Annotated in this window: 14 protein-coding genes; 9 read left to right on the top strand and 5 right to left on the bottom strand. The window is 62.9% G+C overall.

Annotated elements, in window-relative coordinates:
- Positions 1–31: 31 nt before the first annotated feature.
- Entirely contained in the window at positions 32–2,983 is a 2,952-nt protein-coding gene (gene polA / locus MESCI2_RS0117695) for a DNA polymerase I (protein ID WP_027037742.1), read from the bottom strand.
- A gap of 415 nt (positions 2,984–3,398) precedes the next feature.
- Between polA and MESCI2_RS0117690 the strand changes: the two genes are divergently transcribed.
- The 7 genes from MESCI2_RS0117690 to MESCI2_RS0117660 all read left to right on the top strand — a co-directional run bounded on the left by MESCI2_RS0117690 (position 3,399) and on the right by MESCI2_RS0117660 (position 9,858).
- Positions 3,399–4,784: a M20/M25/M40 family metallo-hydrolase gene (locus tag MESCI2_RS0117690; RefSeq protein ID WP_027037741.1), complete on the top strand. Its 1,386-nt coding sequence runs from the start codon at positions 3,399–3,401 to the stop codon at positions 4,782–4,784.
- A 124-nt stretch (positions 4,785–4,908) separates the two neighbouring features.
- The gene (locus MESCI2_RS0117685; RefSeq protein WP_013529549.1) at positions 4,909–5,529 is read left to right on the top strand and encodes a ribonuclease D; all 621 of its coding nucleotides are present in this window, start codon (positions 4,909–4,911) and stop codon (positions 5,527–5,529) included.
- Between the two features lie 100 nt (positions 5,530–5,629).
- On the top strand, positions 5,630–5,830 hold the full coding sequence (locus MESCI2_RS0117680; protein WP_027037740.1) for a hypothetical protein: 201 nt from the start codon (positions 5,630–5,632) through the stop codon (positions 5,828–5,830).
- 237 nt (positions 5,831–6,067) lie between these two features.
- A complete protein-coding gene (locus tag MESCI2_RS0117675; protein ID WP_013529551.1) occupies positions 6,068–6,322 on the top strand; it encodes a GlsB/YeaQ/YmgE family stress response membrane protein in 255 nt (84 codons plus the stop codon).
- 25 nt (positions 6,323–6,347) lie between these two features.
- A complete protein-coding gene (locus tag MESCI2_RS1000000136955; protein WP_013529552.1) occupies positions 6,348–6,494 on the top strand; it encodes a hypothetical protein in 147 nt (48 codons plus the stop codon).
- Positions 6,495–6,512: 18 nt separating this feature from the next.
- Positions 6,513–7,427: a hypothetical protein gene (locus MESCI2_RS0117665; RefSeq protein ID WP_027037739.1), complete on the top strand. Its 915-nt coding sequence runs from the start codon at positions 6,513–6,515 to the stop codon at positions 7,425–7,427.
- A gap of 169 nt (positions 7,428–7,596) precedes the next feature.
- Positions 7,597–9,858, top strand: coding sequence for a transglycosylase domain-containing protein (locus MESCI2_RS0117660; protein ID WP_027037738.1), 2,262 nt, complete (start codon positions 7,597–7,599; stop codon positions 9,856–9,858).
- A gap of 9 nt (positions 9,859–9,867) precedes the next feature.
- Here MESCI2_RS0117660 and MESCI2_RS0117655 read toward each other — a convergent pair whose 3' ends face one another.
- Complete coding sequence (locus MESCI2_RS0117655) at positions 9,868–10,230, bottom strand: nuclear transport factor 2 family protein (protein WP_027037737.1); 363 nt, start codon at positions 10,228–10,230, stop codon at positions 9,868–9,870.
- Between the two features lie 166 nt (positions 10,231–10,396).
- Here MESCI2_RS0117655 and MESCI2_RS0117650 point away from each other — a divergent pair, with 166 nt between their 5' ends.
- Positions 10,397–11,149, top strand: coding sequence for an SDR family NAD(P)-dependent oxidoreductase (locus MESCI2_RS0117650; RefSeq protein WP_023812510.1), 753 nt, complete (start codon positions 10,397–10,399; stop codon positions 11,147–11,149).
- Between the two features lie 13 nt (positions 11,150–11,162).
- On the opposite strand, the gene MESCI2_RS0117645 is transcribed toward MESCI2_RS0117650, so the two are convergent.
- The gene (locus tag MESCI2_RS0117645; RefSeq protein WP_027037736.1) at positions 11,163–12,083 is read right to left on the bottom strand and encodes a zinc-binding dehydrogenase; all 921 of its coding nucleotides are present in this window, start codon (positions 12,081–12,083) and stop codon (positions 11,163–11,165) included.
- Positions 12,084–12,200: 117 nt separating this feature from the next.
- On the opposite strand from MESCI2_RS0117645, the gene MESCI2_RS0117640 reads away from it, so the two are divergent.
- Positions 12,201–13,010 carry an AraC family transcriptional regulator gene (locus tag MESCI2_RS0117640; RefSeq protein ID WP_027037735.1) on the top strand — a complete coding sequence of 270 codons (810 nt, stop codon included), beginning with the start codon at positions 12,201–12,203 and terminating at the stop codon, positions 13,008–13,010.
- Positions 13,011–13,080: 70 nt separating this feature from the next.
- Here MESCI2_RS0117640 and ybaL read toward each other — a convergent pair whose 3' ends face one another.
- Both ybaL and MESCI2_RS0117630 read right to left on the bottom strand, forming a co-directional pair.
- Positions 13,081–14,877, bottom strand: a complete 1,797-nt coding sequence (ybaL, locus tag MESCI2_RS0117635; RefSeq protein WP_027037734.1) for a YbaL family putative K(+) efflux transporter — start codon at positions 14,875–14,877, stop codon at positions 13,081–13,083.
- Positions 14,878–15,099: 222 nt separating this feature from the next.
- The gene (locus MESCI2_RS0117630) at positions 15,100–15,549 is read right to left on the bottom strand and encodes a host attachment protein (protein WP_027037733.1); all 450 of its coding nucleotides are present in this window, start codon (positions 15,547–15,549) and stop codon (positions 15,100–15,102) included.
- Positions 15,550–15,946 lie beyond the last annotated feature (397 nt).

Here is a 15,946-nt window from a genome sequence, read left to right as displayed (position 1 = left end):
GCTTCGCCCTAGGATGACGAAGCGAAGGGCTTCAGTGCGCCTCGTCCCAGTTGTTGGCGGCCCGCGCATCGACATGCAGCGGCACCGACATCGATACCGCTGGCATCGCCGCGTTTTCCATGACGTGACGCACGACCGGGATCGTCGCCTCGACTTCCGCCTCGACGGTCTCGAAGATCAGTTCGTCATGCACCTGCAGCAGCATGCGTGCGGAAAGCCCTGCTTTTTCCAGCGCCTCCTCCATGCGGATCATGGCACGGCGGATGATATCGGCGGCGGTGCCTTGCAGGCGGGCGTTGATCGAGGCGCGTTCGTTGAAGGCGCGGAGCGAGGGATTGGACGATCTTATATCGGGGTAATGGATGCGGCGGCCGAAGATCGTTTCGACAAAGCCATGCTCGCGGGCATAGGCCTTGGTCTCCTCGATGTAATCGCGGATGCCGGGGAAGCGCTCGAAATACTTCTTGATGTAGTTGCCGGCCTCCTCGCGCGGGATCGACAACTGGTTGGCGAGACCAAAGGCCGAAATGCCGTAGATGATGCCGAAATTGATCGCCTTGGCGCGGCGGCGGACTTCCGAAGGCATGCCTTCGACCGGCACGTTGAACATCTCCGACGCGGTGATGGCATGGATGTCGGCGCCGTCGGCGAAAGCCTGCCGCAATTGCGGGATCTCGGCGACATGGGCGAGCACCCGCAGCTCGATCTGGCTGTAGTCGGCCGAGACCAGGCGGTGGCTCTTGTCGGTGATGAAGGCGGTCCTGATCTTGCGGCCTTCGGCGGTGCGCACCGGGATGTTCTGCAGGTTCGGATCGGAGGATGACAGGCGGCCGGTCGTCGTCGCCGCCAGCGCGTAGGAGGTGTGGACGCGCTTGGTGTCGGGGTGGATGAAGCCCGGCAGCGCATCGGTATAGGTCGATTTCAGCTTGGTCAGCTGGCGCCAGTCGACGATCTTGCGCGGCAGTTCGTGGCCTTCGGCGGCGAGATCTTCGAGAAGCTGCGCCGAGGTCGACCACTGGCCGGTCTTGGTCTTGGAACCGCCGGGCAGGCCCATGCGCCCGAATAGGATGTCGCCGAGCTGCTTTGGCGAGCCGATGTTGATGCGTTCGCCGATGAGCTGGTAGATTTCCTCTTCAAGGCGAGCGGCGCCCTGCGCCAGTTCGCCGGAGAGCCGCGACAGGATCTGCCGGTCGACCGAGATGCCGCGCTGTTCCATGCGCGCCAGCACCGGCACCAGCGGCCGTTCCAGCCGCTCATAGACCGACACCAGGCCTTTGGCGGCAAGCCGCGGTTTCAGCACCAGCCAGAGCCGCAGCGTCATATCGGCGTCTTCGGCGGCATGAGCGGTCGCCTTGTCGATGTCGACCTGATCGAAACCGACGGAGCTTTTGCCGGAGCCGGTGACGTCCTTGAGCAGGAGAGGGGTATGACCCAGCCATTTCTCGGCTAGCGAGTCCAGGCCGTGACCATGGGGCGTGCCGGCATCGAGCACGTAGGAGATCAGCATGGTGTCGTCGAACGGTGCGACATCGATGCCGTAGCGGCTCATGATGACAAGATCGTATTTCAGGTTCTGCGCGATCTTGAGAACCGATCTGTCTTCCAGCAGCGGTTTCAGCACGGCCAGCGCCTCGCGAAGCGGTATCTGGTTTTCGAGCGCGCCACCACCGAGCAGGTCGCCATTGCCGCTCATGTGGGCAAAGGGGATATAGGCGGCGCGCCCGGGCGCCGTGGCGATGGCCATGCCGATCAGTTCGGCCTGCATCGGGTCGGCGGATGTGGCCCTGACATCGAAGGCGGTGATGCCGGCCTCTCGCGCCTCCGCGACCCAGGCTTTCAGGGCCGCGATATCGCGGATGCAGTGATAGGCCGAAGTGTCGATCTTGCCGGTGGCCGCGCGCTCCAGCCTTAGTGCCGCGAGCAGGGAAGGGGTATCGCCTTGTTTTGACGTCTCCGCCGTCCCGCCGGCTTCGTCCGCTCCAGTGCCGGACGCGTTTCGGGCAACCGGCGGCAAACCGGCCCCAACATCCGGGCCATGGGCATGGTCGGCGCGTTCGACGGTGACCGCGACGGCCTGGACATCGCCGGCCTCGGTGCTGGTCGCCTCCGCGACACGGCGGGTCAGCGAGGTGAATTCCATGGTCTTGAGGAAGCCGATCAGCTTCGGGCCGTCCGGCGCGTGCAGGACGAAATCGTCCAGTCCCTCGGCGACCGGCACATCGTTCATCAGCGTCACCAGCTGACGCGAAATGCGCGCCTTGTCGGCGTTGGCGATGATCGATTCGCGCCTCTTGTCCTGCTTGATCTCGCCGGCCCGGGCCAGCAGCGTGTCGAGGTCACCGAACTGTTCCAGCAGTTGCGCCGCCGTCTTCGGCCCTATGCCGGGCACACCAGGCACATTGTCGACCGAATCGCCGGTCAGTGCCTGCAGATCGACCATCTTTTCCGGCGGCACGCCCCATTTTTCGATGACCTCCGGAATGCCGATCTGGCGGTCCTTCATCGGGTCGTACATCCCGACCGTGTCGCCGACCAGCTGCATCAGGTCCTTGTCGGAGGAGATGATGGTGGTATCGCCACCGGCTTCGCAGGCCAGCCTCGCATAGGTGGCGATCAGATCGTCAGCCTCGTAACCTTCGATCTCGATGCAGGGCAGGTTGAACGCCCTGGTCGCCTGGCGGATCAGGCCGAATTGCGGGATCAAATCCTCCGGCGGTGCCGAGCGGTTGGCCTTGTATTCGGGGTAGAGGTCGTTGCGGAAGGTTTTCGACGAATAATCGAAAATGACGGCGAAATGCGTCGGCACAATGCCTACATCGGTGTTGCGGGCGTCGAGCATCAGCTTCCACAGCATGTTGCAGAAGCCGGAAACGGCGCCGACCGGCAGACCGTCGGACTTACGGGTCAGCGGCGGCAGCGCGTGATAGGCACGGAAGATGTAGCCGGAGCCGTCGACAAGGAAGAGATGATCGCCTTTTTTCATGTCGGCAGGGATAGCGCGGCGCGGCGGCTTGGTCCATGCCAAAGGCAGCCTCGACTATCGGTTCCGGCAACACCCTGACAGATCGCCGTCACCCCGCTCACGCCTATGTTACAAAACTGTAATTTTCGTGCCCTTGAATCGCCACGTTCAGAGACCCAAATACACGTCATCGGCAGTTTTCGCCGAGTCCGGAGCAAGGCCCGTCCCCCGCCTATCCCGGACACCTGCGGCAGCCTATCCCCCCTCTCCGGGCTGCCGCATCGTTTCGAGTAGAAGGCCGCCGTGGTTCCCCCTCCACCACGGCGGTCTTTTTTATCCCAGACAGACGTTTGCAGCCCGTGGTCCAATGATCGCGGGCTTTTCGTTTTCCTGTCCTGCCTTTACGGTTCCGGTTCTGAATCGAAAGGCTTCACATATGTCCGCAGTTTCCCCCGTCCTCGACCGTCTCGACAACAATCTCGACCAGAGCCTCGAGCGTCTGTTCGGCTTGCTCAGGATCAAGTCGATCTCCACCGACCCGGCCTATGCCGCCGACTGCCGCAAGGCGGCGGAATGGCTGGTGGCCGAACTCAAGCTGATCGGCTTCGATGCCAGCGTTCGCGACACGCCAGGCCACCCGATGGTGGTTGCGCACCATGACGGCCCGGCCGGTTCGCCGCATGTGCTGTTTTACGGCCATTATGACGTTCAGCCGGTCGACCCGATCGAATTGTGGGAAAGCGATCCGTTCGCGCCTGCTGTCAAGGAGGTCGGACCGGACCACAAGGTGATCACCGGTCGGGGATCGGCCGACGACAAGGGCCAGTTGATGACCTTCGTCGAGGCTTGCCGCGCCTGGAAACAAGTGCACGGCAATCTGCCGTGCCGCATCACCATCCTGTTCGAGGGCGAGGAGGAATCCGGCTCGCCCTCGTTGAAGCCGTTCCTCGAAGCCAATGCCGACGAACTCAAGGCCGATTTCGCGCTGGTCTGCGATACCGGCATGTGGGACCGCGACACGCCGTCGATCTGCGTCGGATTGCGCGGACTGGTCGGTGAGGAGATCACGGTGAAGGCCGCCGACCGCGACCTGCATTCCGGGCTCTATGGCGGCGCCGCCGCCAACCCGATCCGCATCCTGGCCAAGGTGCTGGCCGATATCCACGACAAGGACGGTCACATCACCATCCCGGGCTTCTATGACGGCGTCGAGGAAACACCGTCGCAGATCCTGAAATCATGGGAGACACTCGGCGAGACCGCCGAGACGTTCCTCGGACCAGTCGGCCTGTCGATCCCGTCGGGCGAAAAGGGCCGTTCCGTGCTAGAATTGACCTGGGCGCGGCCGACGGCCGAGTTCAACGGCATCATCGGCGGCTATACCGGGAAGGGCTTCAAGACGGTGATTGCGGCCGAAGCCTCGGCGAAGGTGTCGTTTCGCCTCGTGCACAAGCAGGATCCCAAGAAAATTCGCGCTGCGTTCCAGAAATTCGTCAAGGAGCGCATCCCGGCCGACTGTTCGGTCGAATTCCATCCGCATGGCGGCTCGCCGGCAATCCAGCTTTCCTACGACTCGCCGTTCCTGGCCAAGGCCAAGGATGCGCTATCCGACGAATGGCCGAAGCCGGCGGTGACGACGGGCAGCGGTGGCTCCATTCCGGTTGTCGGCGATTTCCAGACCTATCTCGGTATGGAATCGCTGCTGGTCGGGTTCGGCCTCGATGACGACCGCATCCACTCGCCCAACGAGAAATACGAGCTCAGCTCCTTCCACAAGGGCCAGCGCTCGTGGGCGCGGATTCTCGATGCCTTGACGCGCTGAGCAGCGGCACCCCTGTTTTCCTGTTGATTTTTCAGCCGATCGCGGCGAGGACGGGCCACAAGATAAAGCGCTGCAGCATCCCCTGCGGGTCAGGGGACACTGTAGGGCTCGACCGGAGAAGATAATGGCCGATATCCGTTTCCATAAAAACGACCTGCCCGACCTCTCGCACTACAATGTCGGGGCAGTGGCCATCGACACCGAAACGCTCGGGCTCAATCCGCATCGCGACCGGCTGTGCGTGGTGCAGATTTCGCCCGGCGACGGCAGCGCCGACGTCATCCAGATCGCGCCCGGCCAGAAGAAGGCGCCGAACCTCGTCAGCCTGCTGAGGAACCGTGGCGTAACCAAGCTGTTCCACTACGGCCGCTTCGATCTTGCCGTTCTCTACAATGCGTTCGGCGTCATGCCGGAGCCGGTGTTCTGCACCAAGATCGCCTCGCGGCTGACCCGCACCTATACCGACCGCCACGGGCTCAAAGACATCTGCTTCGAGCTTCTCGGCGTCGGGCTGTCCAAGGCGCAGCAATCGTCGGACTGGGCGGCCGAGACGCTGTCGCCCGAACAGCTCGAATATGCGGCTTCCGACGTGCTCTATCTGCACCGGTTGCGCGATGTACTGGCCGGACGGCTGGCGCGCGATGGGCGGACCAAGGAGGCCGATGCCTGCTTCCGCTTCCTGCCGACGCGTGCCAAGCTTGACCTGATGGGCTGGGACGAAGAGGATATCTTCGCCCATAGCTGAGGGCCGTTGGCGCGCTCCGCGGGCCGGTGACCGTTTGGAACCGGATACAGGCCGTCGCGTTCTGTCGGCTCAGTTTGTCGGTGCAATTGGGGATAATGACATGGCGGACAGAAAGCCGATTGCGACCGCGCCGACAGACGGCTCCAAGGTCTCCGTGACCTGGAAGGACAGCGACGGCGTCATCAACGAATCCATCGCGCAATATCGCGACGACGGCTGGTGGGTCTATATCGACAGTCACACGCAAAAGAAGGTCGAGCCGACCAGCTGGCGCCCTGCCGCAAGCGACGACGACGACTAGAGCAGTTCACCGTTTCACGGAAACGGCGAGCTGCTCTAACTCTTTGTTTTGACGCAATTCTCTAGGGGAAGCGCTGCGCGCTTTCCCGGGAAAACCGCTTACACTTTTCCTAGAATTGCTCTAGTGAGCGCGCCGCTGGTGAGGCCGGCTGCTTTCGAATAGCCTGAAGCTGTTGATATCGAGGCCGATTCGGGGCTTTCCGTTCCGCGGTCGCCCTCTTGCTCGGAGGAAATCGCTATGGGTGTCGAAAGCCTGCTCGTCTTCATCATCATCGGTGCCATCGCCGGCTGGCTCGCCGGTCTCATCGTTTCCGGCTTCGGCTTCGGCTTGATCGGCAACATTATCGTCGGCATCGTCGGCGCGTTCATCGCCGGCTGGCTGTTCCCGCGGATCGGTTTTTCCATCGGCGGCGGCACTCTCGCCGCGATCATCCATGCCACGATCGGCGCCATCATCCTGCTGGTGCTGGTCAAGGTCCTGAAAAGAGCCTGAGGCTCGACAACGCAAAGAGCGCGCCATGAAACAGAATACGCTCTATCTCGTCATTGGCGCGCTCGTCGTCGTGGTCATTGCGCTCGGCATCTACGTCTATCGCGAGCAGACCAAACCCAAGGGCGTCGAGCTCAAGATCGACGACAAGGGCATTTCGATCCAGCAGAACTAAGCCATGCGGGAGCGCGACATGGTTGCTTCTGACGTCCCGGAAGGCGTCGATCAGCCTGGGATTACCGTGGCGGAATGGGAGAGGCTGAACAGGCCGCCAAGACGCGAGGCGCTGCTGCGCTATCATTGGCGGGTGTTTCGCTTTCTGAGGACATCCGCGCCGGTCAGCGAATTGCAGGGGCAAGAGCGGGTATTCCGCGATGCGGTCATCGCCACCGTGGCCTTCAACCGGCCCGAAATGATCGAATGGCAGATCCACCTGGTACGCCGATACCTGGCTGAGCACGAAAGCTACATCGTCTTCGACAACAGCAGCAAGGGCGAGGCAAGGGAAGCGATCCGTGACCTCTGCCGTCGCCAGCATGTCCCCTATGTCGCATTGCCGAAGAACAGGCTGGTCGTCAGCAGGTCGCACGGTCAAGCGCTCAACTGGATCGTGCGGAATTTCTTGCCCAGGTTCGGGCCGAAGCTTTTCGGCTTCATCGATCATGACATCTTTCCGACTGAGCCATTTTCGATCCGCGCCCGGATGGAGGGCAATAGCCTCTATGGCAGCGTGCGGCGCGATACGCCGACGCCGGGCGGCTGGTTCCTGTGGCCCGGCTTCTGTTTTTTCGAGGGAAGCCTGTTGCGGCGGCGGCTGGATTTCGCCCCGAGCTACAAGTTTCATATGGATTCCGGCGGCGGCAACTGGCCGGTGCTCTACAGGTCGATCGATCCGGCGCTGGTTCGGTTCGCCGAAAACAAATCGCTTCGCTTCGGCGCTGGACATGATCAATCCGAGGATTTTTTCATGGTGGTCGATGGCTGGCTGCACGTGACGAACGCCTCGAACTGGAGACGACAGCAGCTTGACAGGGGCGAACACATTCTCGCGCTGTTGCGGCAAGCCGGGGGTCCCGACCAGCCGGATGTGAAGTTCGAGCCCATCTGAACGAGACACCGAACAGCGTGGTGGCAGTGACCTGCAAAGAGCAGACGCTGGCCTTTTCGTTGCCCAACCCCCAAGGCCGGCATTCGAACACGACTTAACCCGCCCTTAAATCGCCGCATCTACTCTTCAACCCGAACGCCATAGGCATCGGGGATATCAAGCACAGCGCATGGCGAACCGCAGAGACAGTCGCATCGAACCCAGTTTCGAGGGACCGCCGCAGGCGCGGTCCTCGGCTGGTCTTTCGGTGAACGAGGAGGATCGCGTCGTGCCGAGCAATCGCAAAGCCTCCGCCAAACGCAAGCCGGCCAAAGGGAAATCGTCGCGGGCCAAGCGCGGCAGAAGCCGGCGCGGCCTGTTCGGCGTGCTCGGCCGGCTGTTCTACTGGTGCTTCGTGTTCGCCATCTGGGGCGGCATCGCGGGGGCCGGCATCGTCATCTACTATGGCGCCAAGATGCCGGCGGCGACGACCTGGTCGATTCCCGACCGCGCCCCCAACATCAAGATCGTCTCGGCAGATGGCCAATTGCTCGCCAATCGTGGCATGAGCGGCGGCGAGGCCGTCGGCCTGCATGAGATGTCGCCCTATATACCGGAAGCCGTCATAGCCATCGAGGACCGGCGCTTCTACTCGCATTTCGGCATCGACCCGATCGGTCTGTCGCGCGCCATGGTCACCAATGTGCTTGGCGGGCGTTTCTCGCAGGGCGGTTCGACGCTGACCCAGCAATTGGCGAAGAACCTGTTCCTGACACCCGACCGCACGCTGGAACGCAAGGTGCAGGAAGTGCTGCTGGCGCTGTGGCTGGAGCACAAGCACACCAAGGACCAGATCCTCGAAATGTACCTGAACCGGGTCTATTTCGGTTCCGGCGCCTATGGCGTCGAGGCCGCCTCGCGGCGTTATTTCGGCAAGAGCGCGCGTGACGTCACCCTGTCGGAAGCCGCCTTGCTTGCCGGCCTGTTGAAGGCGCCGTCGCGGCTGTCGCCGGCACGCGATCCGAAGGCTGCCGAGGAACGCTCGCAGCTGGTGCTTGCCGCCATGCGCGACGAGGGCAAGATCAGCGCCAAGGAACTGACCTCGGCGATGAGCGCGCCGGCAACGCGTGCGCCGTCCTATTGGACCGGCTCGGAGAATTACGTCGCCGACACCATCATGGAGGAACTGCCCGACCTGATCGGCGACGTGCGCGGCGACATCGTCATCGACAGCACCGTTGACCTGAACCTGCAGAAGCTCGCCGAGCAATCGATCCGCAGGCTGATCGACGACAGCGGCAAGAAGCTCAACGTCACACAGGGCGCGCTGGTGTCGATCGACGATTCCGGTGCGGTGCGCGCAATGGTCGGCGGCTACGACTATTCGACCAGCCAGTTCGACCGTGCTTCGGAGGCACGTCGCCAGCCGGGCTCGGCGTTCAAGCCGTTCGTCTATATGGCTGCGCTTGAGGCCGGTCGCACGCCCGACAGCATCCGCAACGATGCGCCGATCAAGATCGGCAATTGGACGCCCGACAATTACGGCGGCAAGTATTTCGGCAAGGTGACGCTGGCCACCGCGCTGGCCAAGTCTCTGAACTCGGTCGCCGCTCAGCTGACCATGGAGGTCGGGCCGAACGCGGTCGTCGAGGCGGCGCACCGCATGGGCATCCAGTCCGACCTGATAGCCAACACCTCGATCGCGCTCGGCACTTCGGAAGTGACGCCGCTGGAGCTGACCTCGGCCTATGTCCCCTTTGCCAATGGCGGCTACAAGCCCGACATCCATTTCATCCGGCGGGTGACGACCACCGAGGGCAAAGTGCTCTACGATAGCGGCGGCGGCAGCGCGCCGCGCGTCGTCAAGCCCGAGATCGTCGGCATGATGAACTCGATGATGACGGGCACGGTTGAGATCGGCACTGCCCGGAAAGCGGCTTTCGCCTGGCCATCGGCCGGCAAGACCGGCACCAGCCAGAATTCGCGCGACGCCTGGTTCGTCGGCTACACCGCCAACCTCACCACCGGCGTATGGTTCGGCAATGATGATGGCAGCCCGATGAAGAAGGTCACCGGCGGCGCACTGCCGGCGCAGGCCTGGCACGAGTTCATGGTTGCGGCCCACGAGGGTGTGCCGGTGCGGCCGCTGCCCGGCACCTGGAAATCGACGCCGGCCGACACGATCGTGCCCGACGAGATACCCTCGGCGAACAACACGGCACCGGTTCCGTCCACGTCGGTCGGCCAGCAGGCACCGGCGCGGCCAGCAGCGCCGGTTGCCCAAGCGGCGGTCCGCGCGACTCACCCCGCCCAAACCGTTGATGCCGATGGCCTTTCCATGCCGGAGGATGACGGCGCCACCGCATCGATCAAACATCCGGTTCCGCCAGGCGACGTCGGCGGTCCGCGCAAGAAGCGGCAGACCTCGATCCGCGACCTCCTTGGCGGCTGATCCGATCCGCTAATTCCGTGGCTTGGCGCTGCCCAACTTCTTGCTGTCAAAGGTCAGTTTGTCGCTGTGAATCTTGCCGTCGCTGATGGTGAGGTGCTTGGCGCAGGAAAGCGCGCCGGACGACTTTGTCATCAAGTCATACATCAGCAGAGCCTGGTGATCGTCTCCGAAGGCCGCAATCATGCGCACACCGGTCACATCCTGCGAAAGCTTGGTCAGGCCCTCGAGATAGGGTTTCTTGCCGGTCGATTGCTGCATCGGCCCATCAAAGACGACGTCGTCGGCGACCAAGGATGCTGCTTTCTCGAGGTCGTGGCTTGTCCACGCCTTGGTGAAGGCGGTGGCTATGTCGAGGGGTGCTGTCTGCGTCATGGCTCTGTCCCGATTGATTTGATCTGAGACCCCGCGCCCTTGTCCTGCAACTCCCGAACCAACGGCGAGCCGGCTTCCCGGTTCCTCCTCTGAAGTGAATGGTGACATTTCGGCCTCTCGCCACCTCGGCGGCGTTCGGCTACATCTGCCGGCCGGAGACCTTGAAATGACTGAGCTCGACACCCGAAAGACCATCGTGCTGACCGGCGCCAGCCGCGGCATCGGCCATGCCACCGTCAAGCGTTTTTCGCGCGAGGGCTGGCGCGTCATCACCTGCTCCAGGCAGGCTTTCGCCGAGGACTGCCCGTGGCCGGCCGGGCCGGAAGACCACATCAAGGTCGATCTCGCCGATCAGGAGGATGTCGGCATCGCCGTCTCCGAAATCCGCCACCGGCTGGAAGCGCATGGCGGCCAGTTGCATGCGCTGGTCAACAATGCCGGCATTTCGCCGAAGCTCAAGGACGGCAACAGCCGCATGGATTCGATCGACACGCCGATGCATGTCTGGCGCGACGTGTTCCAGGTCAATTTCTTCGCGCCGATCATGCTGGCGCGCGGCCTGTTCAAGGAGCTGGCGGCGGCCAAGGGCTCGATCGTCAACGTAACCTCGATCGCCGGAACCCGCGTGCATCCCTTCGCCGGCACGGCCTACGCGACATCGAAGGCGGCACTAGGCTCGCTGACGCGCGAGATGGCACATGATTTCGGCCCGCACGGCATCCGCGTCAATGCCATTGCGCCCGGCGAGATCGACACCGCGATCCTGTCGCCGGGCACTGACAAGATCGTCGAGACCATTCCTCTCAGGCGCCTTGGCACCACGGCCGAAGTCGCCGACATCATCTTCTTCCTGTGCTCGCAGCAGGCGTCCTATGTGACCGGCTCGGAAATTCACATCAATGGCGGCCAGCACGTGTGACAAAACAGGATGCTCATCCTGTTATGGTGAGAACGGCCTTGCCGCTGAAGCTGCGCTGTCGCAGTGCGTTCAGCGCTTCGGCGATGTCTGTCCACGGCACGGTCAAGGCCACGCGCGTTTCGAGCCGGCCGGCTGCGACCAGAGCGAGCAGCGAGGCGATGTCCTCGCCAATGCCTGGACCAGACGTGTAGTACGCGAAAGTCTGGAGCCTTGCCCCTTCGTGATCCGGAACGAACTGACGGAATCCAATGGGCGTCAGGTCGCCACTGCTCGAACCGAACATGACGATGGTCCCGCCAGGTGCGACGCGCTCGATCGCGTGAGCGAGGCTTTTGCCGCCCACCGACTCCGTGATCAGCGAGAACGGTTCCTCGGCCAGATCGATCGCTTCGACAACCTGCTCGGCTCCAAGGCCGCGGAGATCCTCGGCGTGCCGGGTGGCGGCGATTGCCGTCACCGAGGCGCCCTGCTCGCGGGCAAGCTGGATCTGGAAACGGCCGACCGCACCGCTTGCGCCGGTGATCAAGACCTGCTGGCCGGCGAGGTCGCCGCCATGGCGTAGAGTCCTCAGCGCCGTCGTGCCCGCGACTGGCAACGTGGCGGCGGCGGCAAAGCTGACGTCATCGGGCAGGACGGCGAGACGGTCGGTCGGAACGGCGACACGTTGCGCCCATCCGGCTTGATCGACCAAAGCCGCGACGCGGGCGCCAACGGCCGGTCCTGAGCCATCGGCTGCTGCCCGTTCGACGATCCCAGCGATGTCCTGGCCGGGTATCCAGCCGTTCGGACGTATGCTGAGCAGGCGCAGTTCGCCGCGATTCAACGAGGTCGCGTGGACCGAGACAAGCGCCTCGTTCGAGGCCGGTTGAGGCTCGGCAAGCTCCGAGATACTCAGTCCGGTCGCGCTGTCGGAGGAAATGACGAGGGCGAGCATGGTTGATACCTCCTGGCTGCGCGGCGGTCGCACCGCTCATTCGCAAGTGTACCTTATCGACTTTTGCCTTTGAATAATTTAGATATGAAGGCAATTGATCGCTAAAAGCCGTCAACCATGAAGCAGCCTCTCAGCTATCCCTGGCCCGATTTCGATGTGGATGACCTTTCCGCGCCCGCGATTGCCGTGCGCGTCGATGTCCCAGAGACCAGAGCGGAGGTACCCTCCCATTGGCACCGCAAGGGCCAACTCGTTTTCGCGCTTGCAGGCGGCGTCACATGCCGCGTCCCAAGCGGTTTATGGATGGTGCCGCCGCATTGCGGGGTGTGGATCCCCGGCGGCATGGAGCACAGCAATGTCGCAACCGCCAACGCCCGGATTTTTTTCGTCTACATAGAGCCGGGAGCCGCCGATCTGCCGGAGCGGTGCTGCACGCTTTCGATCTCGCCACTGCTGCGCGAATTGATCATCGAGCTTTCCGATCGGGTGGAGGAGGACGGGGCGAGGGGCGAACTCTTGATCAAGATACTGCTCACCGAATTGCCACGCATGGCTGTCCAGCAGCTACACCTGCCGATCTCGTCCGAGCCGCGCTTGAACAGCATCGCCGAGGCGTTGGCGCAGGACCCCGCCGACCGCAGCACACTGGCGGAATGGGCCAATCGCGTGGCGCTCAGCGAAAGCAGCCTCGCCCGCCTTGTGGCAAAGGAGACAGGGCTGAGTTTCGGGCGCTGGCGCCAGCAATTGCACTTGATCGTTGCAATTCGGGAACTGGCTTCCGGCAAGAGTGTCCAGCAGGTCTCGGGCGATCTCGGCTATGGTTCCGTTACGGCCTTCATCACCATGTTCAAGAAGGCGCTTGGGAAGCCGCCGGCCAAATACCTCAGTGGGATCGCGCAAAATGGCGGCTCTGCATTCGTGGCGTGATGCTCGCTTGAAAGGGTGGTCGAGCCGATCACGATGCCAGCGTGCGAGAGTGCAGCTTGGGCTTTGGAACTCAGGCCACCGATGGCTCGGCGGTTTCGCGCCTCAACTCCGGTTTGGAACCGAGAACTTCTTCCACAATCCCGCGCGCAATCTCGCGTTCACCCATGATCACCGTATCGGCGCCCAAACCCTTGAGATGTTCGACCTCGGCATCGGAATGGGCACGGGCGATGACGTTGATGCCAGGGTTGGCGGCGCGGGCGCGGAGCACGATCTGGCCGGCTTCGAAGGCATTGGGGATAGCAAGGATCAACCGGCTGGCGCCTTCGGGATTGGCGGCGGCGAACACTTCGGCATTGGCCGCATTGCCGGCGACGGTCTCGATGCTGTCCGCTTTCAGCTTCGCCAGCGTCTTGTCGGCGTCCTCGATGACCAGGAAGGGCATTGCCGCGTCTTTCAGCGCCGAGCCGACCAGGCCACCGACGCGGCCGTAGCCGATCAGGATGGCATGGCCGGTGAGTGCCGTCTTTGGCGGCGGCCCATCCTCCCTTTTCGTCGCTGCCGCGACAGAGGCTACCTGGCCCGGCTCCGTCGCCGGACCAACCGGTTTTGCCTCGACCGGCGGTGCTGTCCTGGCGGCGCGCCGTTCCAGCCACGGCTTCATCCAGTCGATGGCCAGGAACATCAGCGGATTGAGGACAATCGACAGGATCGCACCGGCCAGAATGAGGTCGCGGCCCTGTTCCGGCAGCAGCTTCAGCCCGACGCCGAGTTCAGCCAGGATGAAGGAGAACTCGCCGATCTGGGCAAGGCTTGCCGAGATTATCAGCGCCGTGGCGATGGGATAACCGAAGGCAACAACGATGGCGAACGCGGCCAGTGATTTGCCGATGACGATGATGGCGAGCGTCGCCAGGATCGGCCAGCCATTGCTGATCAGGCTGAACGGGTCGAACAGCATGCCGACCGAGACGAAGAACAGCACGGAGAAGGCATCGCGCAGCGGCAGCGATTCTTCCGCCGCGCGGTGGCTGAGCTCGGACTCGCTCATGATCATGCCGGCGAAGAAGGCGCCCAGCGCCAGCGAGACACCGAACAGTTTTGCCGCACCGAAGGCGACGCCGAGCGCGATGGCCAAAACCGCCAGCCGGAACAGTTCGCGCGAGCCGGTATGGGCGACGTAATGCAGGATCCAGGGAATGACCCGGCGGCCGACCACCAGCATGACGATCACGAAAGCGGCGACCTTGGCCAGCGTGATGCCAACGACACCCCAGATGCCGTAGCTGGCCGGCAGCGACAGCAGGCCGCTGGCATGGGCGTCAGCCTGCTCCTGACCGCCGAGCACGCCGGCGAGCGCCGGCAGCAGCACCAGCGCCAGCACCATGGCCAGATCCTCGACGATCAGCCAGCCGACGGCGATGCGGCCGCGCTCGGTCTCGATCATCCGCCGTTCCTGCAGGGCACGCAGCAGCACCACGGTCGAGGCGACCGAGAGCGCCAGGCCGAACACCAGCCCCGCGCCCATCGACCAGCCAAGCATCCAGGCAAGACCGGCGCCAAGTGCGGTGGCAAAGCCGATCTGGACGATGGCGCCCGGTACGGCGATGGCACGCACCGACAGCAGGTCCTTGAGCGAGAAGTGCAGCCCGACGCCGAACATCAGGAGGATGACGCCGATTTCGGCCAGTTCGTTGGCAAGGCCGGCATCGGCGACGAAGCCGGGCGTGTTCGGCCCGACGAGCACGCCGGCTACGAGATAACCGACCAGCGGCGGAATACGGAAGCGGTTGGCGAGAGCCCCGAAGACGAAAGCCAGCCCCAGACCGGCGACGATGGTGGCGATAAGGGGCGTGTCATGCGGCATTGTCTATGGAGCGCCTTTCAAAAACAGCGATGTTGGATGAGCGCCGCCCAAAGCCGCCGCCTGTTTGCAATATGGTGGATGGTATGTTGGCGATGCAACCCGCAAAGCCATGAAATCGACCGCGCTGCCGCAAATATTTGACCGGCAGCGGAAAAGCTGCCGGCCGGATCGGAATTCGTGCGGTGCTATTCGTCTCGATCGGTCAGGGCCGATCGACAATGATCAGGCTGCCCGCAGCAAGGCCTCGATTTCCGGTATGGCATGGTTGGTCAATGTCTTGGGAATTTCGGCGGTGACCTTGTCCCCGACCTCCTTGTGCAGCTTCTTGCGCATTGTCCCAAGCACCACCGGCGGTGCGACGAGCACGATCTCGCGGAATTCGCCGTCATGCGCGAGCTTGTAGAGCCGGGCGGCGATTTCATCGGCGAAACGCTCCTTGCCGATGCGGTGCCAGTCCGTATCCTCGACTGCGCTACGGTGTACGGAGGGACCATCATTGTATCGGCCCGGGCTGTCACTGCCTTGCTCGCGGGTGGGCGGGTTGTCCTGCTGCATTTCGTGCACCACCTCGAGATTCGGATATTTGTTGTCGCCGGCGTTCCGGAGGAAAAGCGCCTTCTCGCCATCGGCCACCATGACCCAGATACCGTGCTTGAGTATGATTGTGCTCATGATGACAGGCTCCTTTTAGTTAGCCGCGTGGCGGCCTTTCTTGGCATTCCGCAGCCGGGTTTCGATCCGACATGACGGGCCTTTTGAGAACGCACCCCGAGCCGGTAATGTTCCAGTCGGCACCCGCGTCGGCGTTGGACATTCTGGCTATCCGGTGTTTGCGACTTTAATCTACTAATTTGGTAGAATTTAGAAAAAACAGTTTTGCGGCTTTTCTCGCCGGGCGCTAAAAGAGCCACAAATCAAGGCCTGCGACAGCAGCTTCAATCGGCTCTATCTGTTAATGAGAAATATTTTTCTCTTGGCCGGGATGCTTTCAGAAAAGCAATTGCATCCCGATAAGGGATGCGCGAGTGCGTTCCTTCTGGTTTCTCGCGCCTGCGCGTAGAACTGCAGG

Origin of the sequence: Mesorhizobium ciceri WSM4083, assembly GCF_000519305.1 — a bacterium.
Lineage (GTDB): Bacteria > Pseudomonadota > Alphaproteobacteria > Rhizobiales > Rhizobiaceae > Mesorhizobium > Mesorhizobium ciceri_B.
The sequence above is the reverse complement of the archived record's forward strand: the minus strand, read 5'-3'. Positions and strand labels throughout refer to the sequence as shown.